This window comes from Rhizobium sp. UGM030330-04 (genome assembly GCF_003208455.1).
Lineage (GTDB): Bacteria > Pseudomonadota > Alphaproteobacteria > Rhizobiales > Rhizobiaceae > Agrobacterium > Agrobacterium rhizogenes_A.
The window spans coordinates 192000-218585 of sequence record NZ_QKML01000002.1 but is presented as its reverse complement, the minus strand read 5'-3'; the positions used below and the strand labels follow the sequence as shown (position 1 = coordinate 218585).

Genomic DNA, 26586 nt, shown 5'->3' with positions numbered 1-26586 from the left:
CCAATGGCAAGTCTTGAAACCACGCTGCAACTGCTGTCACCCTATCCTCCGGGATGGGGCGGCACCCTGTTGAAGGGGGCTGCGTCCACGCTTGCCATTTCCGCCGGCGCTTATCTGATCGGTATCGTCATCGGGCTTGCCGGGGCGCTCGGCAAGCTTTCCGGCAACAGGCCGCTTGGCCTTTTGCTCAATCTCTACACCACGGCCATCCGCGCCGTTCCGGAACTCATCCTGATCGTCGGGCTTTATTATGCCGGCACGGACGGGCTCAACCGGCTGCTGCTGCTCTTGGGAATGCCGCCGCTGGAGGTCAATGGTTTCGTTGCCGCCGTGGCGGTTCTGGGGTTCGTGCAGGGCGCCTATATGACCGAGGTTCTGCGCGGCGCGATCCTTGCCATTCCAAACGGCCAGATCGAAGCGGCGCGCGCCTTCGGCATGTCGCCCGCCCTGCGTTTCCGCCGCGTGGTATTGCCGGGGCTGCTGCCGAACGCCCTGCCGGGCCTTGCCAATCTCTGGCTTTCGGTAACCAAGGACAGCGCGCTGGTGGCGGTGGTCGGGTATCAGGAACTGGCGCTGGCGACGCGCCTGGCGGGAGCCAGCACCAAGCAATATTTCCTCTTCTTCCTCGCGGCGGCGTTTCTTTATCTTGCCATCACGCTCGTCTCAAACCTCGTCTTTTCGCTGCTGGAGCGCCGCGTGCGGCGTGGTCAGCCGGTCTTGACCTAGGGGGACGGCATGGATTTTTCCTGGCTTGCCAAATATTGGCCGCTTCTTCTTTCCGGTGCCTGGCAGACGGTTGCACTGCTCGTCATCTCCGTCAGCATCGGCTTTCTGCTTGCCATCCTGCTTGCCTTCGCGCAGGTCAGCGGCGGGCGGGTGACGAAAATCCTGGCGCGCGCCTATTGCACCTTCTTTCGCGGCACGCCGCTCCTGATCCAGCTCTGGCTGCTTTATTACGGCATCGGTTCGCTGTTGCCGATGGTCCCCGGCCTGCGCCAGAGCTTCATGTGGCCGGTGCTGCGCGAGGGGTTTTTCTTCGCCGCCGTCAGCTTCACGCTGAATTATGCCGCCTATGAAGCCGAAGTTCTGCGTGGCGCGCTGCTGGCCGTGCCGAAAGGCGAGCTGGAGGCGGGCAGGGCTTTCGGCATGGGCCGTTTCACGCTCATTCGCCGCATCTGGCTGCCACGCGCCATCCGCATCGCGCTGCCGACGATCGCCGGCGAAGTGGTGATGCAGCTCAAGGCCACGCCGCTTGCCTTCACCGTGACGGTGATGGATCTTTATGCCGTGGCCTACAAGGTGCGGCAGGATACGCTCCTGGTCTATGAGCCGCTGATCGTCGTCACCGTCTTTTATCTCATTCTCACCGCCATCATTGCCCGCTGTTTCGGCCTTGTCGAACGGCAGGTGCCGGTCCGGCGGTAAACCGTCCAAGGAGTATGAACATGGGCACTATCCGTATTCTCGATGGCGGCATGAGCCGCGAGTTGCAGCGGCTCGGCGCGGAACTGAAGCAGCCGGAATGGTCGGCGCTGGCGCTGATCAACGCGCCCGATATCGTCCGGCAGGTGCATCAGGAATTCATCGAAGCCGGCGCCGATGTCGTCACCACCAATTCCTATGCGCTGGTGCCGTTTCATATCGGCGAGGAGCGCTTCCGGAAGGATGGCGCGTCGCTGATCGCCCTTTCCGGCAGGCTGGCGCGCGAGGCGGCCGATGCGAGCGGCTGCAAGGTGCTGGTGGCGGGCTCGCTGCCGCCGATTTTCGGCTCCTACGAACCGCAGAATTTCGATGGCGCGCGCGTCCAGGATTATCTCAAGGTTCTGGTCGATAATCTCACACCCTCCGTCGATGTCTGGCTCGGCGAAACGCTCAGCCTGATTGCCGAGGGCGAAGCCGTGCGTCAGGCTGTTGCGGCAACGGGCAAGCCGTTCTGGATTTCCTTCACGCTGAATGACGACGCGGCCGCGGTTGCCGGCGGCGAACCCGCGCTGCGTTCCGGTGAAACGGTGAAGGCGGCGGCCGAATGGGCGGCGCAGTCGGGCGCTGCCGCGCTGCTGTTCAACTGCAGCAAGCCGGAAATCATGAAGGCTGCCGTCGAGACGGCGTCTGCCGTATTTGCGGAAAAGGGCGCTTCGCTGGAAATCGGCGTTTATGCCAACGCCTTTGAGGGCGAACAGAGCGATTCCGCCGCCAATGAGGGCCTGCATGGCACCCGTGCCGATCTGACGGACGATGTCTATTCGCGTTTTGCCTGCTCCTGGGCGGATGCCGGCGCAACCATGATCGGCGGCTGCTGCGGCATTGGCGCTGCCCATATCCACAAGGTCGCGACGGCGTTGCGGCGCGCGGCAGCCTGAGGCGCTTTTAACGCCGTGATCGGAAATGGGGCGGCGGGCTGAAAGGCCTGCCGCTTTTTTTGTTTGCGGCTATTGACCTCAACTATAGTTGAGGAATTATCAGAACATGGAACACTGTTGAAGGACGTTCCATGAGCGACAATACACTTTCCATAAGGATCATATTTGGCAGCGCCCGCAATCCGCGGTTCTGCGATGTCATCGGCAAATGGCTGCTGGCGCGGCTTGAGCCGATGCCGGGGGTTGAACTTGCGGTACTCGATCCGCGCGAACTCGATCTGCCGCAGGGCCACACGCCGGGAGGGGCCTCGGTGCGGCAACTCCGGGAAAGCCTCGCCGGTGCCGACGCATTCATCATCGTCACCCCGGAATATAACCGCAGCTATCCCGGCGCGCTGAAGATATTGATCGATTCCGCCTATGATGAATGGGGCGCAAAACCGGTCGCCTTTGTTTCCTATGGCGGCATTTCGGGTGGCCTGCGTGCGGCCGAACAGCTTCGTCCGGTCTTTGCAGAGCTTCATGCCGTGACGGTGCGTGATGTCGTCAGCTTTGCCAATCCATGGGACAGCGTCGATGCCGCGGGGCAGTTCGAGCCGGGGCCGCCGGCGGTGAACGCGCTGGAAACGATGATGAACAAGCTCGGCTGGTGGGCGCATGCGCTGAAGCGGGCGCGTTTCGCAACCCCTTACAGGGAGGCGTGACGATGGCTGAAAATTCCACGGCGCTGAAAATCACGCTGCTGTTCGTCGCCACGCTCACCATCATGGCGGGAACGACGGTTGCGCCCTCGCTGCCCGCCATCGAGCAGAACTTCCTGTCGACACCCCATGTCGGGCTGCTGAGCCGCATGGTGCTGACGCTGCCATCGGTTTTTGTCGCGCTCTGCGCGCCGGTCGCCGGTATGCTGGCGGACCGCTTCGGCCGCAAACGGCTGCTGCTGGGCGCGATCCTGCTTTACAGCCTTTCCGGCATGTCCGGCCTTTTTGCAGACAGCCTTGCCGGCCTGCTCGTCGGCCGGGCCTTTCTGGGCCTGGCGATCGGCGGCATCATGACGATCGGCACGGCGCTTGTCGGCGATTATTTCGAGAGCCCGGCACGCGAACGTTATCTCGGGCTGCAGCAGGCTTTCACCCAGCTGGGCGGCGTGCTTTTTGTCGTGGCGGGCGGATTGCTGGCCGATATTCACTGGCGCGCGCCCTTTGCGGTCTATGCCGTTGCCCTGCTCATCCTGCCGGCTGCCCTGCTTTTCTTGCGGGAGCCGGAGAGGGGCGACGGCCGCGCCCGGGATGGCGGGCCGGCTGGCGTCGTCAACTGGCCGGTGGTCGCCGTGCTGGCGCTGACGGTGTTCCTCGTCAACGCGCTGTTTTACACCATTCCCTCGCAATTGCCGTTCTTCCTGCGGGAGCTCGGGGTGTTTTCCGGCAGTATCGCCGGATATGCGATCGGCATCTTCAATCTGGCGGGTGCGCTGACGGCGCTCAATTTTGCGAGGTTGCGCAGGCATATGGGCGTAGCCATCATTCTGGCGGTGGGGTTGATGCTGATGGCAACGGGGTTTGCGCTGCTTGCCATGGCAAAGGGGCTGGCTTCCATGCTGTCGGCGGTTGCCGTGACCGGGCTCGGTCTGGGCGTCGTCATGCCGGCGATCATGTCCACGACGATCATGCTGGCGCCGCTGCGGCTGCGCGGGCGTATCGCCGGCATTGTCACGGCGTCGATGTTCCTCGGGCATTTCATCTCGCCGCTGGCAAGCCAGCCGTGGATTGCCCGGTTCGGTTTTGCGATGGCCTATCGGGACATAGCGCTGATCTTTACCCTTATGGCCGTTCTCGCCGCCATGGCCGCCATTTTCCAGCGCCGGGCGGTGATGCGCAAAGCACGTTCCTTTGCCCGAAGCGGGTGAGGGGCGGGATGGGCGGCGGGGACCTGCGGCAGACACGCTGGTCAACCGGCGGGGTCGATGGCGAAGGCGCTGCTGCCGCCTTGCCGCCGATTTTTCGCGGGCCGTTTGGGCATGAAGGAATTGTAAAGTTTTTGACTATAATCATTTTATCGAACAAGAAATTGCAGCCGGCATCCCAAACCGGCCGCTTTCCGAAATCCCCGAAATGCGGCCCGGCGCCCCCGCTCGCTGGCGGGCTGCCCGCGTCCCGCGGAGGATGCCTGCCGACACCGGGAGGCAGGTCTCCTTTCGCTGGCGCATGCATGATGCAAATTGCGGCCCAAGCCGGTGATGCGTCTCGCGAAGCCCAGATGATCAGGGCGTTCGACGTGCAATGTCAGTTTTGCCGAACACCTCCGGCACGGGGAAGGAGCGGCTTTTCATTGACGTGAGGTTTTCCGTGTCCTTTCTTCAAAATGCCAGCATCCGCACCAAGATCCTGTCACTTATTCTGCCGCTCTGCATCGTCGGCCTTGGCGCCACGGCATTCATGTCCAACCGCTACAAGGAAGCGGATACGGCCTATTCGTTTTTCATTGTCAACGACAATGCCGCGCTGGTGGAGCTTGCCCGTGCCAACCGCAATCTGACGGCGGTCGCCTATAGCGCCTATCAGGTGATGGCTTATGATGCGGCCGGGCCGGATATCAAGGTTGCTCGCGACACCTACACCGAAAGCAAGCGGTTGCTGGCGACGCGCCTCAACAATGTGAAAACGGCTTTTCCGGAAGAGGCGGCGGTCCTTGACGGGTTCCTTGCGAAGTCGCAGGAGATTACCGCGATCACCGACAAGGCGGTCGAATTGGGCCTGGCCGACCGCAACGCGGATGCGGCGGCACAGATGCTGAAGGCCGATGCTTCCATCCGCCCGACCTCCGTGGAAATGATGGCGCTGCTGGACAAGCTGACCAAGGGCGTCAGCAAGGGAAGCGACGATCTGAGCAACCAGACCAATTCAACCATCCTGACATCCCTTGCGGTGATCGGGCTTGTTTTCTCCATCGGCGTCATTCTCGCGATTTTCGTGGCGTCGCGTGGCATCACCACGCCGATCGCCCGTCTGTGCCAGCGGATGGCCTCGCTTGCCAATGGTGAGACGGCGGCTGAGATCGACGGCACCGGACGTGGAGACGAAGTTGGCCAGATGGCCAGAGCGGTGCAGGTGTTCCGCGAAAATGCGGTCGAGCGCATTCGCCTCGAACAGGAGACCGAAGCCAATCGCAGCCTGTCCGAAAAGGACCGCATGGAGCGCGAGCAGCAGAAGGCAAGGGAAGCGGCCGACGTCAAATTCGCCGTCGACAATCTCGCTGCCGGCCTGTCGAAACTGTCCGAAGGCGATGTTTCCTACCGCATCGGTCAGCCGTTCACGGCGACGCTGGATGGCGTTCGCAACGATTTCAACATGTCGGCTGAAAAGCTGCAGGCGGCCCTGACCAAGGTCGCGCAGAATGCCGGCGGCATCGGTGCTGGCGCGGACGAGATCAAATCGGCCGCGGATGACCTTGCCAAGCGCACGGAACAGCAGGCCGCAGCCGTGGAAGAGACCGCCGCCGCGCTGGAAGAGATCACCACGACGGTGCGCGATTCCACCAGACGTGCGCAGGAGGCAGGCCAGATCGTGAGCCGGGCCAAGGCGGGCGCCGAACAATCCGGCGAGGTGGTGCGCCGCGCCGTGGTCGCCATGGAGCAGATTGCCAAATCCGCCAACGAGATCAGCAACATCATCGGCGTGATCGACGAGATCGCCTTCCAGACCAACCTTCTGGCGCTGAATGCGGGCGTCGAGGCGGCGCGCGCGGGCGAGGCGGGCAAGGGCTTTGCGGTGGTGGCGCAGGAGGTGCGCGAACTCGCGCAGCGCTCCGCAAGTGCCGCCAAGGAAATCAAGGCGCTGATCACCACTTCCAACGATCAGGTGCAGCAGGGCGTCCAGCTGGTGGGCGATACCGGCAAGGCGCTGGCGACCATCGTCTCGGAAGTGCAGGAGATCAACCGGCACGTCGTCTCCATCGTGGAATCCGCCCAGGAACAGTCCTCCGGCCTCCAGCAGATCAACACGGCGGTCAACCAGATGGACCAGGACACGCAGAAAAATGCGGCCATGGTGGAAGAAACCAACGCCGCGAGCCACAGCCTCGCCAAGGAGGTTGCGTCGCTCAACCAGCTGCTGTCGCAGTTCAGGCTGGCCGATGGCGCCTATCAGCAGAAGAGCCAGCCGGCTTCGCCGCGCAATGCCGGCGGTAACGACAGGCCCGTGGCTTCGCCCGTGCGCGCTCTTGGCCGCAGGCTTGCCTCCGCCTTTTCGGGCAATGCCGCCGTCGATACCTCAAAGGACGACTGGCAGGAGTTCTGACCGCCGTCCGGCGACCCTCACAAGCATCGGCGGGGATGTGCCCCGCCGGTGTCCGCGCAAGAAACGTCGCAATCACGACGCCTGCCTGATGGATCTCTCTAGACCGCCCTGAAGGCGACGAGGCCGGCACCGGCCAGCAGGAGGGCCGCCCCGAAAAGGGTTATTCCCGCAATATTACCCGATCGGAAGACATCCGTGAGCAGACCGAAGCCGAGCTGACTTGCGACAAGCACCGCGACCGTTGCCGCCGCGCCGATGCGCTGGTAACCGAGGATGCTTGCGAAGACGAAGAAGGATCCGAGCAGGCCGGGAAGGATGTTCCAGGGGCGGAACAGGTGCAGGATTTCCGATATCCCTGCAGCACCTGTCCGCCAGATCAGAAGAAGCGTCAGAACCGCCAGTCCCACGGCAGAATTCATGATGAGCGGGACGAGGATGGTGGTGGCGTTTCCCGAGATTTTCGCCATGAGAATGTTCTGCGCGACGATTGCTGCCCCGGCCCCGACCAGCAGCGCGAATGTTGCAAAATTGGCCATGGCCGCCGCCTTAGTCTGGCGTGGGCCGGTCATCGAGTTTCAGATACATGAACGTCAGGTCGAGCCATTCGCCGAATTTCATGCCAACCTGCCTGATCGGCTCGACACTGCCAAAGCCGAGCTTCTCGTGCAGCCGGATCGATGCGACGTTCCGGGATTCGATCCCGGCGATCATCACATGCTTGCCAATCGCGCGGGCGCGCCCGATCAGTGCCTGCATCAGCGCTTCCGCCACGCCTTTGCCCCGGTGGTCCATGTGAACATAGACGGAATGTTCCACCGTATGGCGATATCCATCGAATGCACGCCAGTCGCCAAAAGATGCATAACCCATGACCGATCCGTCTTCCCTGACGGCAACGAGGACGGGATATCCAAGCCGCGTCCGATCCGCGAGCCATGCGGCCCGGTTGGCCACGTCGACGGTCGAATCGTTGAAGATCGCCGTCGTGTTCAGGACAGCATGGTTATAGATTTCGGCAACCGTTTCGAGGTCGCCGGACTGTGCGTCGCGAATGATCATGAAGAAATCCGATTTGTCCACTATGATAATATTATATCTAACATAGTGGACAACTGGAGGCAAGCGGTCTCAGGATATTTTCAGGATGGCGACCGCATAGGTGCAGGGTTCCCTGGTGGCGTTGCGGAAGATGCAGTCAGCCGGCGGCCCAAGCTCCAGGCAGTCCCCCTGCTTCATCTCGTGGATCACTTCACCTTCCACGAAAACCAGCTCTCCCGAAAGAACCCAGATGAGCTGGCGCAGGAAGATATAGGCCGAGGCGGGCATCGGTACCTGCTTGCCGGGGGGCAGCGTGATGTGGATGATATCGAACGGCAGATCGGAACCTGGTGAAACATGCCTGCGCAGATATCCGGTCTCGGGATCCTGCCATGTCGGCTGCTCCTCCATGCGCAGCAGGCGGCCCTGCCTAGTCTCCGCGCGGGCCAGCAGCGTGGACATGCTCAAACCGAAAGCGCCAGACAGCTTGCCCAGAAGATTGGCCGTCGGGCTGCTCTCTCCGCGTTCGATCTTATGGATCATCGCCCGGGAAACGGACGCCTTTTCCGCGAGATCGCTGAGCGACCAGCCCCTGCTTTCCCGTTCCGTGCGAATGCGCGCGGCGATGCGCCTGTCCATGTCAATTTCGTTACCCATCGTGCTACGATAGTGGACGGCTTGGAAATGGCAACAGGGCGCAGGGACATTCGCTCGCCCGTTCGTGGCGAGATTTTGAAAACAGCGGCGGCGGTGGAGGTTTGCCAGTTGGGCGCGTGTCAAATCTGTGAATGGCGCACCCGACAGGATTCGAACCTGTGACCTTTGGAATCGGAATCCAACACTCTATCCAGCTGAGCTACGGGTGCAGCAGTCACGCTTGAATCGCGTGCAGCGGTTGGTTCATACCCTAGCTTTCTTTCCGCATCAATGTCTAAAAATCAGAGATTTGCGAAACCGTGCCTGTTTTTCTGCCAGCGCTGAGTGCAGTTTGTTGGGAGGGGCGGATGTCTTTCTGCGGGGCGGGGGAGCGGTGCGTCGTTTGACGTATTGCTTTTTTTGTTGAAATCGGGTTTCCCCTATAAGTAGTATGTTATGGCATCATCCGGCAGCTGTTCCGTCGTCATGGCGAACGGGTGGCCGGATTGGTGCAATGCCTTTCAAACACGGCGCGGCGGGCGGTGCGATACCCTCAAAACCGGCGGGTAAATAGTCATATTTTTCCCGGTCTCCGGAAGGGGCCGTGGAAGCGGGAATTGAGTTTTTGCGGATTAACTGTCAAATTATTATACAATATTAGTATCATCTACATTTATTTGGGATACAGTTTCGGAGCGTTGTCGGTTATGATTTCGGCAGGGTAAAGGAACGAATCAGGCGGGGGATCGGATGGCTTTGCGATTGGCACATAGCAACGGGCCGCGGGCGGAAAAAGCTGAAAGCGGCGGAGCGGAAGCGGCGCATCTGGCGGCGATCGACTATGGATTGCTGACGACGGCGATCGGCTATCATTTGCGGCACTCGCAACTTGCCGTGGCAAACGGGTTTTCCGATGTGCTGGCGGAGCGGGGATTGCGGCCGGCGGATTTTTCGGTTCTCGTCATCGTTGGCGGTAATCCGGGCCTGAAACAGAGCGATGTGGCCGAAGCGCTCGGTATCCAGCGCGCCAATTTCGTCGCGATCGTCGACAGCATGGAAGAGAAGGGGTTGCTTGTCCGCCGCCGGTCGGAAGAGGACAGGCGCGTTCATTTTCTCGACATGACCGAGGAAGGCAGCCGCCTTCTCGACTGCCTTTCCGATTCATGGCGCGACCGTGAGGAAAAGCTGATCGACAGGATTGGCGGCAAGAAGGCCCGCGACCAGCTTTTGTCGCTGCTTGGGCGTCTGCGGGACTGAACATCGCGGCCTCTGCCATGGCTGTCAATCGACGCGACGGCCCGCAGGCGCGGGGATCGTGCTGGTTTTGGTGGCCGGTGCGGTTATACGTTCCTTCTTTCAATCCCGGTTCTTCACGGCAGCCTGATCGGTCCAGGCCCGATTTGCATTGCAATTTTCGTGTGAAACGGCCAAGACGGCCTGATCACAGGCCTTTGGCGCACGCGATGCCCGCAGACCGCCACATGCCGGAAAGGCCGGAAACGGGAACGCCATGCTGAACATCGATACCAGCCATCCGCTTTATCGCCCCTTGTGGGTCAGATTGCTTATCGTCGGCTTTTGCGCGGCCTGGGCTGTGATCGAATTCGTCAATCGCGAGTTCTTCTGGGGAACGATCGTCGGCGGTATCGCGGCCTATGCGGCCTATGAGCTGTTGGTGAGGTTCAAACCCGCGAGCGCCGATGACGCGGCCAAGGGCGCAACAGAGAGGGCCGCACCGGACGAGCCCGGCGAAGGCGCGCCGGCCGACAAGAACGATGCCGGCTGAAATTCATACGGTTTGCAGGGAGCGTGCCGGGCTTTTCGTCCGGCGCCTTATGCCCTGAGCATCCGGATCGCCTGGTCGATCAGAAGATTTGCCGCGGTCATGCGCAGGGTCGCATTATGCCGGAATTCCGGCTTCACCCCGTCGGGGTGGTTGAACCGGGCGAAGGCGCGGCGTTTTTCCGCAAGCGTTGCGGCTGTGTCGGTTTCATGGATCGCCAGTTCTGCCGAAACATCTGCAAGAGAAGTCTTTTCAAGGTGTGCCGGCATGGGTTCCGGCTCAGGCTCCGGCTGGGGTTCGGGCGGCGGTGCGGGGTCGGCGAGAAAGGCGAGATAGGCATCGAGACTGCCATGTCCCGGTTGCGGTGCAGCAGAAGAGGTGCCGACGACGAAACCGGAGCTGAAACCCGCAATGCGATGGCCGGCGGGCGGCAGCGGTTGCGTGTCTTCGTCTTCCCTTTCCTGTTTCAGCCTTTCGACGACTGACTGAAAGACGGATTGTCCGAAAAGCATACGGTGTTTCCCTGCGCCGGCCGGTGTCATCCGGCCCTTTTAGAGGATGAAGGTGGCGTCTGGCTTGCCGCTCTTCATGGGGCGGTCAGCTTGCGGCTTTCGTCCAGAACCAGATCGTAAAGCAGGCGGGCACTGGGCGGCAGGACGCGGCCTTTGGTGGTGATGATGCTGTAAGGTTTGACGACAAGTTCGAAATCCGTCGGCAGGATGCGGGTGCGGCCGATATCGGCCTGCTGGCCGGTCACGAATTCGGCCATGTCCTGGGCGATCGGCGCAATCGCATTGGTGTTGCAGATCAGCGCGAGCGTCAAAAGCATGGAGGGCGTGTTGATGATGTTGCGCGGCATGGTGACGCCGTGGGAAAGAAACACATCCTCCATCGTTCGCCGCAACAGGGCGCCGGGCGGCTGGAAAACCCAGTCGTAAGCGGAAAGCTCATCCAGCGTCACCGGCTCGCCGCCAAGCAGGGGATGGCCCTCGCGCACCACCAGACAGGCCCGTTCGATGCCGATTTCATGGATGGAGAAAAGGCCGGGATCGAAATCGTCGGGGATGCGGCCGATGATGAAATCGTGACGCGCGGCCAGCAGTTCGCGGGCCAGCACGTTGCTGCTTTCCACCTGCACGTTGATTTCGATGCCGGGATAGGTATCCGTCGCCCGCCTGATGGCGGGAACCACGAGGCTGATGGCCGGCGCGGTGACCGCGCCGATATAGACCGAGCCGCCGCTGCCGGACTTCATCTGGTTGAGCTCGCGGCTCGCCTCGCGCAGCTCCAGCAATATGGTGCGCGCCCGGCGGGCCAGCGCCTCGCCGAACTTGGTCAGCACCACACCGCGCGAGGCCCTTTGACAGAGCGGGCTTTTGACGATGGCTTCCATTTCGGAAAGCATGCGCGAGGCCGCCGGCTGTGTTATGTTCATGGCGGCCGCGGCGGCGCTGACCTGCCCGTGCTCCTCGATCATGACCAGCATGCGCAGATGGCTCATCTTTAATCCTGCCCGCAGAAGCGGGTTGTCCTCAAAGACAAAAAGCGCGTCCGCTGTTTGCGTCTGCTCATACACTTTTGGGTTGCTCATCTGCCGTTTTATACCCCTCAGCGGTTATTGTATCGATTTAATATAACATAATTGATATAGGTAAACCGATATATTCTATTTGACAGTTATATGGATTCAGAACAGTTTGCGGGGTGCCGGGGAGGAGCGGCATCTGTTCCATTTCGCAGCTGCGAGATCGGAATGGGCCTAGCGCGGCTTCTTCCCCTGATGGCATGAATTTCATGGTGCGCCGCAGCAAGCGGGTGCCAGAGAAGGGTTCAAGGGAGAGAGTTAATGAAGTCCATTATTTCGCTGATGGCGGCTTGTGCCATCGGTGCTGCTTCCTTCGCAGCACCGGCTTTCGCGCAGGACAAGGGTTCCGTCGGCATTGCCATGCCGACCAAGTCTTCCGCTCGCTGGATCGATGACGGCAACAACATCGTCAAGCAGCTGCAGGAAGCCGGTTACACGACCGACCTGCAATATGCCGACGACGATATTCCGAACCAGCTGTCCCAGATCGAAAACATGGTCACCAAGGGCGTGAAAGTCCTCGTGATCGCATCGATCGACGGCACCACGCTGTCGGACGTTCTGAAGCAGGCTGGCGAGCAGGGCATCAAGGTCATCGCTTATGACCGCCTGATCCGCAACAGCGGCGACGTCAGCTACTACGCCACTTTCGACAACTTCCAGGTTGGCGTTCTGCAGGCGACTTCGATCGTCGACAAGCTGGGTCTGAAGGACGGCAAGGGTCCGTTCAACATCGAACTCTTCGGCGGCTCCCCGGACGACAACAACGCCTTCTTCTTCTATGACGGCGCGATGTCTGTTCTGCAGCCTTACATCGACAGCGGCAAGCTGGTCGTGAAGTCCGGCCAGACCGGCATGGACAAGGTCGGCACGCTGCGCTGGGATCCGGCAACGGCCCAGGCCCGTATGGATAACCTGCTGTCGGCCTATTACACCGACGCCAAGGTTGACGCCGTTCTGTCGCCTTACGACGGTCTGTCGATCGGCATCATCTCCTCGCTGAAGGGCGTTGGTTATGGCACGAAGGACCAGCCGCTGCCGGTCGTTTCCGGTCAGGACGCTGAAGTTCCCTCGGTCAAGTCGATCATTGCCGGCGAACAGTATTCCACCATCTTCAAGGACACCCGCGAACTCGCCAAGGTGACCGTGAACATGGTCAACGCTGTCATGGAAGGCAAAGAGCCTGAGGTAAACGACACCAAGACCTATGAAAATGGCGTCAAGGTCGTTCCGTCCTACCTGCTGAAGCCGGTTGCCGTTACCAAGGAGAACTACAAGCAGGTTCTCGTTGACGGTGGTTATTACACCGAAGACCAGCTGAAATAAGCCTGAAGACACATGCGGGGATGACTTGGCGTCATCCCCGTTTTTCCATAAAAATAAAAACGCCGGAATTAATCGGGCGCTGGATTGCGATATGGCCAATACCATTCTCGAAATGCGGAACATCACCAAGACGTTTCCGGGCGTGAAAGCGCTTGAGAACGTCAACCTCAAGGTTAAAGAGGGTGAGATCCACGCACTCGTCGGTGAGAACGGCGCGGGGAAGTCGACCTTGATGAAGGTCCTTTCCGGTGTTTACCCCGCCGGCACCTATGAGGGCGAAATCCATTATGAAGGCGCGGTCCGGAATTTTCGCGCCATCAACGACAGTGAAGATATTGGTATCATCATCATTCACCAGGAACTGGCGCTGGTGCCGCTCCTGTCGATTGCGGAAAACATCTTCCTCGGCAACGAGGTCGCCTCGGGCGGCGTCATCAACTGGCAGCAGACCTTCAACCGTACCCGCGAGCTTTTGAAGAAGGTGGGCCTGAAGGAATCGCCGGAGACGCTGATCACCGATATCGGCGTGGGCAAGCAGCAGCTGGTCGAAATCGCCAAGGCGCTGTCGAAGAGCGTGAAGCTGCTCATTCTCGACGAGCCGACGGCCTCGCTCAACGAAAGCGATTCCGAGGCGCTGCTCAACCTGCTGATGGAATTCCGCAAGCAGGGCATGACCTCGATCATCATCACCCACAAGCTCAACGAAGTGCGTAAGGTGGCCGACCAGATCACCGTTTTGCGCGACGGCATGACGGTGAAGACGCTCGACTGTCACAAGGAAGAAATCAGCGAGGATGTCATCATCCGCAACATGGTGGGGCGTGATCTCGAGGATCGTTATCCGCCGCGCGACGTGCCGATCGGCGAGACCATTCTCGAAGTGAAGAACTGGAACGCCTATCACCAGCAGCACCGCGACCGCCAGGTTCTGCACGATATCAACGTTACCGTGCGCAAGGGCGAAGTCGTCGGCATTGCCGGGCTGATGGGGGCAGGGCGCACCGAATTCGCGATGAGCGTGTTCGGCAAGTCCTATGGCCACAAGATCAGCGGCGAAGTGCTGATCCACGGCAAGCCCGTCGATGTCAGCACCGTGCGCAAGGCCATCGATGCCGGTCTTGCCTATGTGACGGAAGACCGCAAACACCTCGGTCTCGTGCTCAACGACAACATCCTGCACAACACCACGCTTGCCAACCTTGCCGGCGTGTCGAATGCAAGCGTCATCGACGACATCAAGGAAATGAAGGTGGCGAGCGATTTCCGCACGCGCCTGCGCATTCGGTCTTCGGGCATTTTTCAGGAAACGGTCAATCTTTCGGGCGGCAACCAGCAGAAGGTGGTGCTCTCCAAGTGGCTGTTCTCCAACCCTGATGTGCTGATCCTCGACGAACCGACCCGCGGTATCGACGTCGGCGCGAAATATGAAATCTATACCATCATCAACCAGCTCGCTGCCGATGGCAAAGGCGTTCTGATGATCTCATCGGAAATGCCGGAACTGCTTGGCAATTGCGACCGCATCTACGTCATGAACGAAGGCCGCATCGTCGCTGAATTGCCGAAGGGAGAGGCGAGCCAGGAAAGCATCATGCGCGCTATCATGCGCTCAGGGGAGAAGAACTCATGAGTTCGGCAAACACCACAAACGAAGAAAGTAACGTCATCTCGGTCGGGTCGTATATTCGCTCGAATATCCGCGAATATGGCATGCTGATCGCGCTCGTCGCCATCATGGTTTTCTTCCAGTTCTATACCGGCGGTATCCTGTTCCGCCCGGTCAACCTCACCAACCTCATCCTGCAGAACTCGTTCATCGTCATCATGGCGCTCGGCATGCTGCTGGTCATCGTGGCGGGGCATATCGACCTTTCGGTCGGCTCCATCGTCGCCTTCGTCGGCGCGATTGCGGCCATATTGACCGTGCAATGGGGCATGAACCCGTTTCTGGCGGCGCTGATTTGTCTTGTCATCGGCGGCATCATCGGTGCTGCGCAGGGTTACTGGATCGCCTATCACCGCATTCCGTCCTTCATCGTGACCTTGGCAGGCATGCTGGTGTTCCGCGGCCTGACGCTCTTCGTGCTCGGCGGCAAGAACATCGGTCCGTTCCCGACCGATTTCCAGATCATCAGCACCGGCTTCCTGCCTGACATCGGCGGTATCGAAGGTCTCAACACCACCTCGATGATCCTGACCGTGCTGATTACCGTGGTGCTGTTTTATCTGGCGTGGCGCCGCCGCGTGGTGAACGTGAAGCATGGCATCGACGTGGAGCCGTTCGGTTTCTTCATCGTGCAGAATCTGCTGATCTCAGGCGCTATCCTGTTCCTGGGTTACCAGCTGTCGACCTATCGCGGCCTGCCCAACGTGCTGATCGTGATGCTGGTGCTGATCGCGCTTTACAGCTTCGTGACGCGCCGCACGACCATCGGTCGCCGCGTTTACGCCATGGGCGGCAATGAGAAGGCGACCAAGCTTTCCGGTATCAACACCGAACGCCTGAGCTTCCTCACCTTCGTCAACATGGGCGTGCTGGCCGGTCTCGCGGGCATGATCATTGCAACGCGCCTCAACTCGGCGACGCCGAAGGCCGGTGTGGGCTTCGAGCTTGACGTGATCGCGGCCTGCTTCATCGGCGGCGCTTCGGCATCCGGCGGCGTTGGCAAGATCACCGGCGCGGTCATCGGCGCCTTCATCATGGGCGTCATGAACAACGGCATGTCGATCGTCGGCCTCGGCATCGATTTCCAGCAGATGGTCAAGGGCCTCGTGCTGCTCGCCGCCGTGTTCTTCGACGTCTACAACAAGAACAAGGGCTGATCGGCCCGAACCCTTTCGCAGTCAAAAAAGTGGCCGGTTTCCGGCCACTTTCATAAGATGCAGGCGTTGTGCGCCGAAGAAGATAAGGCGCGTCGCGCCGCAGGAAGGAAATCCCGTGCTCATTTCACAGATCAAAGATGCCAGTGGCAAAATCACCGTAGCGGTTCGCGAAGAAGGCGGGCAGGCGCGCGCCGTCAAGGGTGCCGACTCCGTCTACGCGCTCGCCATGGAAGCCGCCAATGGTGGCAAGAGCCTTGCCGATGTCATTTCCGCCCATGGTCTGGGCGACGCCGTCGATCTCGAAAAGGCCTATGCCGAAGGCCGTTTCCTGCCGCCGATCACCCATCCCGATCCGGCGCATCTGCATCTGACCGGCACGGGCCTCACCCATCTCGGTTCCGCTGCGACCCGCGACAGCATGCACAAGAAGACCACGGAAGCCGCCGAGGAAAGCCTGACGGATTCCATGAAGATGTTCCGCATGGGTCTGGAAAACGGCAAGCCGAAGGCCGGCGAAAAGGGCGTGCAGCCCGAATGGTTCTACAAGGGCAACGGCCATGTGGCGGCGGCACCGGGTGCGGCGCTTACCTCGCCGTCCTTCGCGCTCGATGGCGGCGAAGAGCCGGAAATGGCCGGCATCTACGTGATTTCGGACAAGGGTGAGGCGGTGCGCATCGGCTTTGCCGTCTCGAACGAGTTTTCCGATCACGTCACCGAACGGATCAACTACCTCTACCTCGCCCATTCCAAGCTTCGCCCGGCAAGCTTCGGCCCGGAAATCCGCGTCGGCGCCCCGCCGTCGGATATTCGCGGCACCTCGCGCATCCGCCGCGGCGACAAGGTCATCTTCGAAAAGCCGTTCGTTTCGGGTGAGGACAACATGTCCCACACCTTTGCGAACCTCGAATATCATCATTTCAAATACGGCCTGTTCCGCGCGCCGGGCGACGTGCATGTGCACATGTTCGGCACGGCGACACTTTCCTTCGCAGACGGCATCAAGCCGGAAGCGGGCGACGTCTTCGAGATCGAGGCCGCCGGTTTCGGCCTGCCGCTGAAGAACCCGCTGGCCGTGGATGCGGAAGAAGAGATCGTGGTCCGCCAGATCTGATCTGCGGGTCGAGCATGAAAATGGCCGAGGGTGAGGGCGTCTTGCGTCACCCCCTTGGCGCCATCCTTGAGCTTGGCCCGGGGATTTGCGATCGATTGATGTTACGCGACGTGGTTAGGTCCCCGGGATAAGCCCGAGGATGACGGAGAAGGGGATCGCGGTTTCTTTCTCGGCCCTTGTGTGACAGGTGGCTCGGACGTCACTCGAACCCCCACAGCTTGCCTTCCCCGACCTCCACCGAATTGCCCGCGGGATCGCGGATATAGACGGAATAGCTGTCATTCGGCCAGCGGTGGTAGTGCTCGAGGGGAATTCCAAGTGTTTCGAAGCGGGCCTTCCACGCGTCCACTTCCGATTTATCCTTTGCATAAAAGCAGAAATGGCCTTGCCCGACCGCACCATGGCGCGGGATCGGATTATCGGGATCGGCCCGGCCTGACTGCTGCGGATCGAAGATCAGCAGCATTTGCCGGCCGCACCTGAAGAAGACAAATTGCCCGGGCAGTCTGCGCACCACCTCCAGTCCGAAGACATCGCGGTAAAAGGCCTCGGCGGCGTCGAGATCGTCCGTGTAGAGTGCTGTTTCCATAATGGCAGATGGTGGTTTCATCATCGTCCTCTTCCCAAGATGACAAATTTTCCCGTACCGTCAGATATCCATATGCCACAGCCATGGCGATGGGAACATTGTGGCGGCTGTTTCTCCGGTGCGGCGGATCGGCCATGGAGTCGGAGCGGCTTACAGCACGGATGGCCGATGAAGGACGGAGTTCAGGGTGGTTGAAACGAGCATAAGGCGCCTGACGGAGAAGGATGTGGACATCTTCCGCGAGATGCGGCTCGAAGCGCTTCGCACCGAGCCTGAGGCCTATGCGAGCAGCGCTGCGGACTGGGAGAAGCTGACGGCAGACGAATGGCGTACACGATTGGCCCAGAACAGTGTGTTTGCCGCGTTTTGGGATGATGCGCCGGTGGGGATCATGGGGTTGATGCGCCAGAGTGCCAGCAAGATGGCACACAGGGCTACACTGATCATGGTCTATGTGCGGGCCGAGGCACGGGGAACGGGCATTGCCCGCGCGCTTCTGGAGGCTGTGAAGTCTTTTGCAAAGGACAACGGCATCCGCCAGATCGAGCTTGCGGTAAGCGCTGAAAATCCTGTCGCTGCCAACTTCTACAAAAGGGCCGGGTTTTCGCAGATAGGATGTGTACCGGGTGGATTTCTGCACGAGGGCAGGGAAATCGACGATATCATGATGGCCTGTCGCGTCGATGCCGAAGGCAAATGATCGAATGAAGAGGGGCGCCGGGAGGATCGCGCGGCCCTGCCGTTTCCGCGCCGGGTCCGGCCTCTCAGCCTGTTATGCTGAACGTCAGCACGGTCAGATCGTGTTTGCCGACGCCGCGTTCCAGAACGGTCCAGCCGCAATTGATGTAACAGGTTTCGAGATCGCGTCCGCAGCAGAGATAGCTGGTCTGGTGGCCGAGTTCGGCGGCCCTTTGCGTTGCGGCCTGCATCAGGGCGCGTGCGACGCCTGAGCGCCGTCGGCCTTCTTCCACCCAGAGTGCTGCGACCCACGGCAGATATTGCGGCCGTTCCTCCAGGTCGCAATGGATGAGGAATGCGGAACCGACATAGTCATCGCCATCATGGGCGACGAAACCGGTGGGCAGCGTGTGGGGGTTGGTCATGTCCTTCAGGTGTTCGGCGACGTCACCGACCTGAAGGCCGCTATCCTGCCACCATGCCGTCCAGACCCGTTCGGCGATGACGGGTCCATGGGACTGGCAGTCGCGGTAGTCGGAAATATTATACAAGGCCGTCTCCTGGCCGACTTCTTTCCGTCAGGTTGAAGCCGGATCATGCTTTCAAGTCGATGCCGCGATTTAAACGGTCGGGAGACGCTTTCGCAACCGGCAGGTTCAGGAAATGGATCAGGACTTCGTTGCCGTCACATGCAGCCAGTCGGTCGGCATGTTGTCGTAGCCACTGCCCTGACGGGCTTCGGTCTCGATGCTCGCCCAGTCAAACTGCCCGTAGACATCTTCAAGCCAGGCTTTCGACGGATAGTTGTAATAACGGCCGAATGTGTCGCGGCCTTCGGCCTTTCCGGCCTTGAAGCTGGCATAAAATACGCCGCTCGGTTTCAGCGCCGCGTGGATGCGGCCGATGATGCCGGCAAGTGCGGGGCGCGGCACATGCAGCAGGCAGGCATTGGCCCAGACGCCGTCATGGCGTTCACTGTCCTCGATATTCTCGAACAGCAAGGTCCTGACGGGAATGCCGAGCCGGGCTTCCGCCGCTTTCGCGATTTCGGGCGTTCCATCGGTGGGATGAACGTCGAAACCGGCGGCCAGCATGAATTCGCTGTCCTGCCCGCCGCCGCATCCCAGTTCGAGAATGCTCGCGCCCTGCGGCAGCCGCGCCAGAAATGTCTCCAGATGCGGACGGTCCGCCGCCTGCCCCCGGGCGGTGTAGGTGCTGGCATTATCGGTGTAGAAACCGATCGTATCCTCGTCCTTGGCGGCCATCATCTCAACTCTGCGACTGGCTCTGGCTCTGCGATTGCTGCACGGTGACAGAAACGCTGAGCGTCTCGCCGGCCGGGCCGATGCGCATGCCTGATATCGGCGCGCAGTCGCGGTAGCAGAGGCCGGATGCGATGCGCACATAGCGGTCGTCCGGGCAGATATTATTGGCGGCGTCGAAACCAACCCAGCCCAGCCCCTGAAGATACACCTCGGCCCAGGCGTGGGTGGCGGTCTGCTCCTCCACCTCTTCCATCATCAGATAACCGGAAACATAACGGGCCGGCAGCCCCATCAGCCGGGCGGCGGAAATCAGGATATGGGCGTGGTCCTGGCAGACGCCCTTGCCTGCTTCCAGCGCCGCTTCGGCGGTGGTTTCGATGTCGGTCGCGCCGGGCACATAGTCCACCTTGTGGTGAATGTTCTCCATGAGACTATGCAGGCGGGCAAGCTCGCTTTCGCCGGCGCTTGCCTTCACCAGCTCGCGCACCAGCTTTCCCGGCTTGGTCCGCGCAGTCTCGCGCTGGAAGAGCCACAGCGGCGCGTTGCCGATATGGTGTCCGAACACGCCGGCCTTGTCTTCCGTGCTCACCGTGCCGCTTGCCACGACCTTCACACGCTTTTGCGGGCCTTCGGTTTCCACCAGCGCAACGCGGTTGCCGAAGTGGTCGTCATAGGTCACTTCGACGGTGGCGCCATCGACCGAGACATCCCAGTTCTCCACCGTCTGGCCGGGGCCGGTCTGCGGTGTCAGGCGCAGCCGCTGCAACGCATAGGGCATCGGCTCGTCATAGACATATTCCGTCGTATGGGTGATTTTCAGACGCATAAGCTGTCCCCGTCCACGCGCTTATTGATAAAAGCGGTAGCCTTCCGTGATTTCCTGTCCCAGTTGCCCGTTGCGGTTGACGAATCTTTCCAGGAATTCGTGCAGGCCCTCGTCCATTACCCGGCCGATAGTGGTCGCGCGCAGGCTGTCGCGAATGCTCTCGGCCGTGTCATGCGCCTTGTGCCTCTCGCCGTAATCCTCGGCGATGTAGTTGAGGTTGCTGGCGATCTTCTCGTAGCAATAGGCCAGCGAGCGCGGCATGCGGCCGTTGAGAATGAGGAAGTCGGCAATATTGGCCGGCTTGTATTCCGCATCGTAGACCCAGCCATAGGAGCGGTGCGCCGAGACCGAGCGCAGGATGGATTCCCACTGCGCATTGTCAAGCGACGACCCCACATGCGCCACCGCCGGCAGCAGCACGTAATATTTGACGTCGAGAATGCGCGCCGTGTTGTCGGCGCGCTCGATGAAGGTGCCGATGCGGGAGAAGTTATAAAGATCGTTGCGCAGCATCGAGCCGTGGAAGGCGCCGCGCACCAGGCCGGCGCGATGTTTGATGACATCGATGGTCTGCGGCAGTTCGGCATGGTTGAGCTTGCGGCCGAGAATGTTCTTCAGCTCGATCCAGAATTCATTGGTGGCTTCCCATGTCTCGCGCGTCAGCGCCGTGCGCACCATGCGGGCATTGTTGCGGCCCGCCTCGATGCAGGACATGACGCTGGAGGGGTTCGATTTTTCCCGAAGCAGATAATCGATCGCATCCGCCGCCGTCACCTTCTTGTGCATTTCAAGGAAGGCTTCGCGCACGCCCGCACTTTGCAGCACGCCATCCCAGTCCTCATCGCCGCTGCCGCTGCGTGTCAATGAAACGCGCAGGCCCGCATCGATCAGCCGGGCGATGTTTTCAGCGCGCTCGATGTACCGGAACATCCAGTAGAGCCCGTTTGCCGTTCTGCCCAGCATGGCTTAATCCTCCAGTACCCAGGTGTCCTTGGTGCCGCCGCCCTGGCTGGAATTGACCACCAGCGAGCCCTTTTTCAGCGCAACACGGGTCAGGCCGCCGGGAATGATCTGCACCTTGTCCGAGACGAGCACATAGGGGCGCAGATCGACATGGCGCGGCGCGATGCCGTTCTTCACCATGATCGGCACGGTGGACAGCGACAGCGTCGGCTGCGCGATGTAATTGGCGGGACGGGCTTTGAGCTTTTCCGCAAACAGCGCCCGTTCGCGTTTCGTCGCCGTGGGGCCGACCAGCATGCCGTAACCGCCCGAACCGTGGACTTCCTTGACGACGAGATCGGCGAGGTTGTCGAGCACGTATTTCAGGCTGTCCGGCTCCGAACAGCGCCAGGTCGGCACGTTTTCGAGAAGCGGCTTGCGGCCGGTGTAGAATTCGACGATCTCGGGCATGTAGGAATAGATCGCCTTGTCGTCGGAAATGCCGGTGCCGGGGGCATTGGCGATGGTGATGTTGCCGGCGCGGTAGACATCCATGATGCCGGGCACGCCAAGCGCCGAATCCGGCCGGAAGGTCAGCGGGTCGAGGAAGTCGTCGTCGACGCGGCGGTAAAGCACGTCGATCGCCTCATAACCGCGGGTGGTGCGCATCTTGACCTTGCCGTCCATGACGCGCAGGTCGGAACCTTCCACCAGTTCCACGCCCATCATGTCGGCGAGGAAGGAATGTTCGTAGTAGGCGGAATTATAGATGCCGGGCGTCAGCACCGCGACGCGCGGCTTGCCGGAACAGCCGGGAGGGGCAAGCGAAGCGAGGGACTGGCGCAGGAGGTAAGGATAGTCCTCCACCCGCCGTACCCGGTTCTCATGGAAGAGTTCCGGGAACATCTGCATCATCGTTTCGCGGTTTTCCAGCATGTAGCTGACACCGGAAGGCGTGCGGGCATTGTCTTCCAGAACGTAGAACTGGTCTTCGCCGGTGCGGACGATGTCGGTGCCGACAATGTGGGTGTAAACGCCGCCGGGCGGAGTGAAGCCGATCATTTCCGGCAGGAAGGCTTCGTTCCTCTCGATGATTTCGCGGGGAATGCGGCCGGCGCGGATGATTTCCTGCTTGTGGTAGATATCGTCGAGGAAAGCATTGAGGGCGAGGACGCGCTGTTCGATGCCCTGAGCCAGTTTGCGCCACTCACGTCCGGAGATGATGCGCGGGATGATATCGAAGGGGATCAGTTTTTCCGAACTGTCGGCGTGGCCATAGACTGCGAAAGTAATACCGGTTTTCCGAAAGATGTTTTCCGCGTCTTTTGATTTCTGGATCAGGTGCGACCTGTCCTGTCGGCTGTACCACTCGTTATAGTTTTCATATGGGCTTCGCGGAGTGTTGTCCGCATTTATCATTTCGTCAAATGCCAACTTCTATGTCCCCTTTTTTACCATATGAATACAAGGCCAAAGGCAATGCAAGAACTATGCGGACCTCCTCATGAAGATTTTTTGTCGCCCTAGAGTTTTAAAAAAGAAGCGTTTTTTCGGTTTCAGCCTATAAATGCGGCATCGTCGAAATGGTTGCGCGGCGGGGCGGCGTGAAAGGGCATGGGCGCGCTGTCCGTGCGCTGGGCGAATGCACAAAATTTACTCGTTCGCTTTCGGTTGATGGATCATGGAAGTCGCATCAGAAAATCTGAAAGATGCGATCACGAAAACGCCTTTGACCTTTGGCGGCAATGGCGATACCGCCTTGGCAAACGATCCGGGCCTGACTGTCCTGACTGTGTGGTCCGCACGGCACCGGGTTCGATCATTCGCCTTTGTGCGTAGGCCGCAATATCAATTCGCTGCATGTCCTGCGTTCCGGGCAATGTCCGACAGGCGGTATCATGCGGCACAGGGGATGTTCCCATGTCGCTCGACCGCCTGGCTCCGGCCATTTTCGTGTTTCTCTGGTCGACCGGCTGGGTCACCGCCAAATATGCCGTCTATTATACCGGGCCGCTGACGTTTCTCTGTCTGCGCTATCTGCTGGCCGGCCTGATATTGTGGGCGATCTGCCGGCTGTCCGCCATTTCCTGGCCGAAGCAGCGTGCCGATGTCGTGCGGGCGATCCTGTCCGGCGTGTTCCTGCACGGCATTTATCTCGGCATGATCTGGTGGGCGATAGGGCAGGGCGTGCCGGCCGCGATCGGCGGCATCATCGCCGGTCTGCAGCCGCTGATGACGGCTGTGGCCGCCCGTTTCATGATCGGCGAAAGGATTTCGCCGCTGCAGCGCGCGGGTCTGCTGCTTGGTTTTGCGGGTATCGCGATTGCCGTTCTGCCGAAGGTCATGGCGTCGGGCGCGTTCGGCATGTCCGTGCCGCTTTATGCCGTGGCGGTGAATGTGCTGGGCATGGTGTCGGTGACCTATGGCACGCTCTACCAGAAGAAATATGTCCATGGCGGAAACATCATGGCGGTGGCGACGCTGCAATATGTCGGTGCGCTGCTGGTCACCATCCCCTTCGCTTTTTTTCTGGAGGACGGGCATGTGGACTGGAGCCTCGGGCTCGCGGCGACCCTCGGCTGGTCGGTCGGCGCGATCTCCATCGGCGCCGTGGCTCTGCTTCTTTATCTCATCCGGCGCGGGCAGGTGTCGCGCGCGGCTTCGCTGATTTATCTCGTGCCGCCGCTTGCCGCCGTCGAGGCCGCGCTGCTTTTCGGAGAAACGCTGACGCCGGCCATGATTGCCGGCACCGTTCTGGCGGTGACGGGGGTTTACCTTGCCAACCGCAAACCTGCCGCGTCGGTTGCGGCAGGTTAATTACTGCAACCTCATATTAGGGGTTTGTTAACCATAAAATTATACCTCTCGTTAATCCAAAGATTTGGCGGGGGTTATATGTCTATTTCACGTCGTGGTGTTCTGTTCGGATTGCCGCTGTTTCTGGCTGGCTGCGCCAATACCGGCATCGGCCAGCAAAGGTTGAATTATGCGGCAAAGCCGGAGGAGAAATTCCCGCTTCCCGCCATGCATCTCGACAAGGTCAAGCCGGAACTGCGCCGCCAGGAAGTTGCCTATGACACCAGCCATCCGGCCGGAACGGTTGTCGTGGATACGCCGGCGCGGCGGCTCTATTATGTTATGGGCGGCGGGCGCGCCATGCGCTACGGTGTGGGCGTTGGCCGTCAGGGCCTGGCACTCAAGGGTGACGCCTATATTGGCCGCAAGGCAGAGTGGCCCTCCTGGACGCCCACCGCGAACATGATGCGCCGTGATCCGCGCAACCTGAAATTTGCCGGCGGCATGGCAGGCGGCCCGAACAACCCGCTTGGCGCGCGTGCGCTCTACCTCTATCGCAGCGGCAATGACACCATGTTCCGCCTGCATGGCACCAACCAGCCGCAATCCATCGGCCACGCCATGTCGAGCGGCTGCATCCGCATGCTGAACCACGACATCATCGATCTTTATAGCCGCGTGCCGGTCGGTTCGAGGGTCGTCGTGCTGCAGGCGTGAGGTGAGGGCGGAGTTCTCCGCCTTTGCTGCATGAAAAAATATCTGAAGCCTTGAGTTGATTTCTCCGGATCGATCCAAATTTCATACGGTGAAATCAACTATTTGTAGAAAATCGACTTTTGCTTATTTTAGGTAGTCCTGCAATATCGGAAACGTGATTTCCGCTCTTGGGGGCGTGTATCCATAAACGTGCCAACGCGCCCTGCCGGCGCTTCATCACTTCAACGGGGACACATCAACATGGCAACTTTCGACAATCTCTCCCGCTACCGGCCTCATGCTCTTGCGGTCCTGCGTATCGTCACAGCGCTGCTTTTCATCGAACATGGAACGCAGAAGCTGTTCGGCTTTCCGGCATCGCAGATGCAGGGTTCCCTGCCAACCCTGATGCTGGTGGCGGCGCTTCTGGAATTTGTCGGCGGCATTCTGGTGCTGATCGGCCTGTTCACGCGGCCGGTCGCCTTCATCCTGTCCGGTCAGATGGCCGTCGCCTATTTCATGGCGCATGCGCCGCAGAATTTCTTCCCGGCCCTGAATGGCGGCGATGCGGCCATCCTGTTCTGCTTCGTGTTCCTCTATTTCGTCTTTGCCGGTCCGGGAGCTTTCTCGGTGGATGAGCGCCGGGCCTGATCCGGCCTGCGGATCGTCTCGATTTCTTTCCTGAAGCCCCGCATGGTCAAGCCATGCGGGGCTTCTTTTTTAAATTGGGTGGAAACTTCGGCCGCCGCCGAAGCACGGATGGTTGTTTTCGGGTTAGGAACGGTTCATCCTGAACGCAGTTGGAAAATCGATCCGTGACCCCTCAGAACACCATTGCCCGCGAATTGCTGCTTCTCGCCCTGTTGTCCACGCTGTGGGCGGCATCCTACACCTTCATCAAGATCGGGGTGGAGACGATACCGCCGATCACCTTCATCGCGTCGCGGACGCTGATTGCCGGCCTGCTGCTCGTGGCGGTAATCCGTCTGCGCGGGCTGCGGCTGCCGAAGGATCCTGCGACATGGCGGCTGTTCTTCATTCAGGCCTGCATCAACAGCGTCCTGCCCTTCACGCTGATCGCCTGGGCGGAACAGAGCATCGATGCCGGCCTTGCCGTCATCCTCAATGCAACGACGCCGATCTTCACCTTTCTTCTGACGGCGCTCGTCATCCGGCATGAAGCGGTGAGCGGGCGCAAGCTGTTCGGTACCATTGCCGGCATGACGGGGGTGTGCCTCATCATCGGCATGGAGGCGCTGAGCGGTGCGGGTGAGGCGATATGGAGCCAGCTCGCCGTGCTCACGGCGGCGTTTTCCTATGCCTGCGCGGCCATATTCGGGAGGAATTTCAAGGGGCTTGATCCGATCATGCCGGCCGCCGGTTCGCTGATCTGCGGCGCTGTGCTGCTTCTGCCGGTCAGCCTGATCGTTGACCGGCCCTGGACGTTGTCGCCCTCGGCGGCGTCGCTCACGGCGCTGGTGTGTCTCAGCGTCTTTTCGACCGCGCTCGCCTTCATGATCTATTTCCGGCTGATGCAGACGCTCGGCTCGGTCGGCACCACCTCGCAGGCCTATCTCAGGGTTCCGGTCGGTGTCGCCATCGGCATGGCGTTTCTGGGGGAGGTGCCGACACCCGCCATGTGGGTGGGTCTCGTCTTTGTGATCGCCGGCGTGCTGGCCATGACGCTGCCGTCACGGCGTCGTCCGGCCACGCAGGACGGGTGAGGGCAAAGAAAAACCCCGCAGGCTGGTGGCTTGCGGGGGGTGATCTGAAGGCGTCTCGGAAGAGAACAACCGCATAATGGACCGAGCGGGTGCCCCTTGTTTCTTCTCCCCGA

Annotated in this window: 28 protein-coding genes and 1 tRNA gene; 17 read left to right on the top strand and 12 right to left on the bottom strand. The window is 60.5% G+C overall.

The features are described from left to right. The first annotated feature begins 3 nt into the window (after window positions 1–3). The 6 genes from N434_RS04025 (at window position 4) to N434_RS04000 (ending at window position 6655) form a co-directional block, all read left to right on the top strand. Window positions 4–726, top strand: coding sequence for an ABC transporter permease (locus N434_RS04025; RefSeq protein ID WP_110756217.1), 723 nt, complete (start codon window positions 4–6; stop codon window positions 724–726). A 9-nt stretch (window positions 727–735) separates the two neighbouring features. Continuing rightward, on the top strand, window positions 736–1425 hold the full coding sequence (locus N434_RS04020) for an ABC transporter permease (protein ID WP_110756215.1): 690 nt from the start codon (window positions 736–738) through the stop codon (window positions 1423–1425). 20 nt (window positions 1426–1445) lie between these two features. Beyond that, complete coding sequence (locus N434_RS04015; RefSeq protein WP_110756213.1) at window positions 1446–2360, top strand: homocysteine S-methyltransferase family protein; 915 nt, start codon at window positions 1446–1448, stop codon at window positions 2358–2360. Window positions 2361–2491: 131 nt separating this feature from the next. Then, window positions 2492–3064, top strand: coding sequence for an NADPH-dependent FMN reductase (locus N434_RS04010; RefSeq protein WP_065114004.1), 573 nt, complete (start codon window positions 2492–2494; stop codon window positions 3062–3064). A gap of 2 nt (window positions 3065–3066) precedes the next feature. Next, the gene (locus tag N434_RS04005; RefSeq protein WP_110756211.1) at window positions 3067–4266 is read left to right on the top strand and encodes an MFS transporter; all 1200 of its coding nucleotides are present in this window, start codon (window positions 3067–3069) and stop codon (window positions 4264–4266) included. A gap of 439 nt (window positions 4267–4705) precedes the next feature. Beyond that, window positions 4706–6655, top strand: a complete 1950-nt coding sequence (locus N434_RS04000; RefSeq protein ID WP_110756469.1) for a methyl-accepting chemotaxis protein — start codon at window positions 4706–4708, stop codon at window positions 6653–6655. A gap of 98 nt (window positions 6656–6753) precedes the next feature. Here N434_RS04000 and N434_RS03995 read toward each other — a convergent pair whose 3' ends face one another. From N434_RS03995 to N434_RS03980, 4 genes are all read right to left on the bottom strand, one after another. Further along, the gene (locus N434_RS03995) at window positions 6754–7191 is read right to left on the bottom strand and encodes a DMT family transporter (protein WP_110756467.1); all 438 of its coding nucleotides are present in this window, start codon (window positions 7189–7191) and stop codon (window positions 6754–6756) included. A 10-nt stretch (window positions 7192–7201) separates the two neighbouring features. After that, window positions 7202–7714, bottom strand: a complete 513-nt coding sequence (locus N434_RS03990; RefSeq protein ID WP_065114002.1) for a GNAT family N-acetyltransferase — start codon at window positions 7712–7714, stop codon at window positions 7202–7204. Window positions 7715–7783: 69 nt separating this feature from the next. Further along, a complete protein-coding gene (locus N434_RS03985; protein WP_286172095.1) occupies window positions 7784–8332 on the bottom strand; it encodes a helix-turn-helix domain-containing protein in 549 nt (182 codons plus the stop codon). Between the two features lie 150 nt (window positions 8333–8482). Beyond that, window positions 8483–8559: transfer RNA gene (locus N434_RS03980), tRNA-Arg, on the bottom strand. Window positions 8560–9079: 520 nt separating this feature from the next. Between N434_RS03980 and N434_RS03975 the strand changes: the two genes are divergently transcribed. Together N434_RS03975 and N434_RS03970 are read left to right on the top strand one after the other, a co-directional pair. After that, on the top strand, window positions 9080–9586 hold the full coding sequence (locus N434_RS03975) for a MarR family winged helix-turn-helix transcriptional regulator (protein ID WP_065113980.1): 507 nt from the start codon (window positions 9080–9082) through the stop codon (window positions 9584–9586). A gap of 253 nt (window positions 9587–9839) precedes the next feature. Continuing rightward, a complete protein-coding gene (locus tag N434_RS03970; RefSeq protein WP_110756207.1) occupies window positions 9840–10115 on the top strand; it encodes a hypothetical protein in 276 nt (91 codons plus the stop codon). Between the two features lie 47 nt (window positions 10116–10162). Here the strand turns inward: N434_RS03970 and N434_RS03965 are convergent, their stop codons facing one another. Together N434_RS03965 and N434_RS03960 are read right to left on the bottom strand one after the other, a co-directional pair. After that, a complete protein-coding gene (locus tag N434_RS03965) occupies window positions 10163–10624 on the bottom strand; it encodes a hypothetical protein (RefSeq protein ID WP_110756465.1) in 462 nt (153 codons plus the stop codon). Between the two features lie 74 nt (window positions 10625–10698). Beyond that, the gene (locus N434_RS03960; protein WP_110756206.1) at window positions 10699–11703 is read right to left on the bottom strand and encodes a LysR family transcriptional regulator; all 1005 of its coding nucleotides are present in this window, start codon (window positions 11701–11703) and stop codon (window positions 10699–10701) included. 255 nt (window positions 11704–11958) lie between these two features. On the opposite strand from N434_RS03960, the gene chvE reads away from it, so the two are divergent. The 4 genes from chvE (at window position 11959) to araD1 (ending at window position 16957) form a co-directional block, all read left to right on the top strand. Continuing rightward, complete coding sequence (gene chvE, locus N434_RS03950) at window positions 11959–13023, top strand: sugar ABC transporter substrate-binding protein ChvE (RefSeq protein WP_065113976.1); 1065 nt, start codon at window positions 11959–11961, stop codon at window positions 13021–13023. A gap of 91 nt (window positions 13024–13114) precedes the next feature. Further along, on the top strand, window positions 13115–14653 hold the full coding sequence (gene gguA / locus N434_RS03945; protein WP_065113975.1) for a sugar ABC transporter ATP-binding protein GguA: 1539 nt from the start codon (window positions 13115–13117) through the stop codon (window positions 14651–14653). Next, window positions 14650–15846 (top strand): sugar ABC transporter permease GguB, encoded by a 1197-nt coding sequence (gene gguB / locus N434_RS03940; protein WP_110756204.1) that lies wholly within the window; start codon window positions 14650–14652, stop codon window positions 15844–15846. Before gguA ends, gguB begins: the two co-directional genes overlap by 4 nt. A 115-nt stretch (window positions 15847–15961) precedes the next feature. Beyond that, window positions 15962–16957, top strand: a complete 996-nt coding sequence (gene araD1 / locus N434_RS03935; RefSeq protein WP_110756202.1) for a 2-keto-3-deoxy-L-arabinonate dehydratase AraD1 — start codon at window positions 15962–15964, stop codon at window positions 16955–16957. Window positions 16958–17156: 199 nt separating this feature from the next. Here the strand turns inward: araD1 and N434_RS03930 are convergent, their stop codons facing one another. Beyond that, window positions 17157–17567 (bottom strand): VOC family protein, encoded by a 411-nt coding sequence (locus tag N434_RS03930; RefSeq protein ID WP_110756463.1) that lies wholly within the window; start codon window positions 17565–17567, stop codon window positions 17157–17159. A gap of 166 nt (window positions 17568–17733) precedes the next feature. On the opposite strand from N434_RS03930, the gene N434_RS03925 reads away from it, so the two are divergent. Then, entirely contained in the window at window positions 17734–18246 is a 513-nt protein-coding gene (locus N434_RS03925; protein ID WP_110756200.1) for a GNAT family N-acetyltransferase, read from the top strand. 64 nt (window positions 18247–18310) lie between these two features. On the opposite strand, the gene N434_RS03920 is transcribed toward N434_RS03925, so the two are convergent. From N434_RS03920 to N434_RS03900, 5 genes are all read right to left on the bottom strand, one after another. Then, entirely contained in the window at window positions 18311–18775 is a 465-nt protein-coding gene (locus tag N434_RS03920) for a GNAT family N-acetyltransferase (protein WP_110756198.1), read from the bottom strand. 117 nt (window positions 18776–18892) lie between these two features. Further along, window positions 18893–19489, bottom strand: a complete 597-nt coding sequence (locus N434_RS03915) for a class I SAM-dependent methyltransferase (RefSeq protein WP_110756462.1) — start codon at window positions 19487–19489, stop codon at window positions 18893–18895. Window positions 19490–19493: 4 nt separating this feature from the next. Next, a complete protein-coding gene (locus N434_RS03910; RefSeq protein ID WP_110756196.1) occupies window positions 19494–20315 on the bottom strand; it encodes a transglutaminase family protein in 822 nt (273 codons plus the stop codon). Between the two features lie 21 nt (window positions 20316–20336). Further along, window positions 20337–21278 carry an alpha-E domain-containing protein gene (locus N434_RS03905; protein WP_065113969.1) on the bottom strand — a complete coding sequence of 314 codons (942 nt, stop codon included), beginning with the start codon at window positions 21276–21278 and terminating at the stop codon, window positions 20337–20339. Window positions 21279–21281: 3 nt separating this feature from the next. Further along, the gene (locus tag N434_RS03900; RefSeq protein WP_065113968.1) at window positions 21282–22691 is read right to left on the bottom strand and encodes a circularly permuted type 2 ATP-grasp protein; all 1410 of its coding nucleotides are present in this window, start codon (window positions 22689–22691) and stop codon (window positions 21282–21284) included. 486 nt (window positions 22692–23177) lie between these two features. On the opposite strand from N434_RS03900, the gene N434_RS03895 reads away from it, so the two are divergent. From N434_RS03895 to N434_RS03880, 4 genes are all read left to right on the top strand, one after another. Then, entirely contained in the window at window positions 23178–24074 is an 897-nt protein-coding gene (locus N434_RS03895) for a DMT family transporter (RefSeq protein WP_110756194.1), read from the top strand. 78 nt (window positions 24075–24152) lie between these two features. Further along, on the top strand, window positions 24153–24770 hold the full coding sequence (locus N434_RS03890) for a L,D-transpeptidase (RefSeq protein WP_065113966.1): 618 nt from the start codon (window positions 24153–24155) through the stop codon (window positions 24768–24770). A 240-nt stretch (window positions 24771–25010) separates the two neighbouring features. Next, a complete protein-coding gene (locus N434_RS03885) occupies window positions 25011–25400 on the top strand; it encodes a DoxX family protein (protein WP_181423865.1) in 390 nt (129 codons plus the stop codon). A gap of 164 nt (window positions 25401–25564) precedes the next feature. Then, a complete protein-coding gene (locus tag N434_RS03880) occupies window positions 25565–26473 on the top strand; it encodes a DMT family transporter (protein ID WP_110756460.1) in 909 nt (302 codons plus the stop codon). Window positions 26474–26586: the final 113 nt, after the last annotated feature.

What these genes read in the sequence shown, in the direction of transcription:
- N434_RS04025 (WP_110756217.1), top strand. Translation starts at nt 4, where the DNA reads ATGGCAAGTCTTGAAACCACGCTGCAACTGCTGTCACCCTATCCTCCG.
- N434_RS04020 (WP_110756215.1), top strand. Translation starts at nt 736, where the DNA reads ATGGATTTTTCCTGGCTTGCCAAATATTGGCCGCTTCTTCTTTCCGGT.
- N434_RS04015 (WP_110756213.1), top strand. Translation starts at nt 1,446, where the DNA reads ATGGGCACTATCCGTATTCTCGATGGCGGCATGAGCCGCGAGTTGCAG.
- N434_RS04010 (WP_065114004.1), top strand. Translation starts at nt 2,492, where the DNA reads ATGAGCGACAATACACTTTCCATAAGGATCATATTTGGCAGCGCCCGC.
- N434_RS04005 (WP_110756211.1), top strand. Translation starts at nt 3,067, where the DNA reads ATGGCTGAAAATTCCACGGCGCTGAAAATCACGCTGCTGTTCGTCGCC.
- N434_RS03995 (WP_110756467.1), bottom strand. Translation starts at nt 7,191, where the DNA reads ATGGCCAATTTTGCAACATTCGCGCTGCTGGTCGGGGCCGGGGCAGCA.
- N434_RS03990 (WP_065114002.1), bottom strand. Translation starts at nt 7,714, where the DNA reads ATGATCATTCGCGACGCACAGTCCGGCGACCTCGAAACGGTTGCCGAA.
- N434_RS03985 (WP_286172095.1), bottom strand. Translation starts at nt 8,332, where the DNA reads ATGGACAGGCGCATCGCCGCGCGCATTCGCACGGAACGGGAAAGCAGG.
- N434_RS03975 (WP_065113980.1), top strand. Translation starts at nt 9,080, where the DNA reads ATGGCTTTGCGATTGGCACATAGCAACGGGCCGCGGGCGGAAAAAGCT.
- N434_RS03970 (WP_110756207.1), top strand. Translation starts at nt 9,840, where the DNA reads ATGCTGAACATCGATACCAGCCATCCGCTTTATCGCCCCTTGTGGGTC.
- N434_RS03965 (WP_110756465.1), bottom strand. Translation starts at nt 10,624, where the DNA reads ATGCTTTTCGGACAATCCGTCTTTCAGTCAGTCGTCGAAAGGCTGAAA.
- N434_RS03960 (WP_110756206.1), bottom strand. Translation starts at nt 11,703, where the DNA reads ATGAGCAACCCAAAAGTGTATGAGCAGACGCAAACAGCGGACGCGCTT.
- chvE (WP_065113976.1), top strand. Translation starts at nt 11,959, where the DNA reads ATGAAGTCCATTATTTCGCTGATGGCGGCTTGTGCCATCGGTGCTGCT.
- gguA (WP_065113975.1), top strand. Translation starts at nt 13,115, where the DNA reads ATGGCCAATACCATTCTCGAAATGCGGAACATCACCAAGACGTTTCCG.
- gguB (WP_110756204.1), top strand. Translation starts at nt 14,650, where the DNA reads ATGAGTTCGGCAAACACCACAAACGAAGAAAGTAACGTCATCTCGGTC.
- N434_RS03930 (WP_110756463.1), bottom strand. Translation starts at nt 17,567, where the DNA reads ATGAAACCACCATCTGCCATTATGGAAACAGCACTCTACACGGACGAT.
- N434_RS03915 (WP_110756462.1), bottom strand. Translation starts at nt 19,489, where the DNA reads ATGGCCGCCAAGGACGAGGATACGATCGGTTTCTACACCGATAATGCC.
- N434_RS03910 (WP_110756196.1), bottom strand. Translation starts at nt 20,315, where the DNA reads ATGCGTCTGAAAATCACCCATACGACGGAATATGTCTATGACGAGCCG.
- N434_RS03905 (WP_065113969.1), bottom strand. Translation starts at nt 21,278, where the DNA reads ATGCTGGGCAGAACGGCAAACGGGCTCTACTGGATGTTCCGGTACATC.
- N434_RS03895 (WP_110756194.1), top strand. Translation starts at nt 23,178, where the DNA reads ATGTCGCTCGACCGCCTGGCTCCGGCCATTTTCGTGTTTCTCTGGTCG.
- N434_RS03890 (WP_065113966.1), top strand. Translation starts at nt 24,153, where the DNA reads ATGTCTATTTCACGTCGTGGTGTTCTGTTCGGATTGCCGCTGTTTCTG.
- N434_RS03885 (WP_181423865.1), top strand. Translation starts at nt 25,011, where the DNA reads ATGGCAACTTTCGACAATCTCTCCCGCTACCGGCCTCATGCTCTTGCG.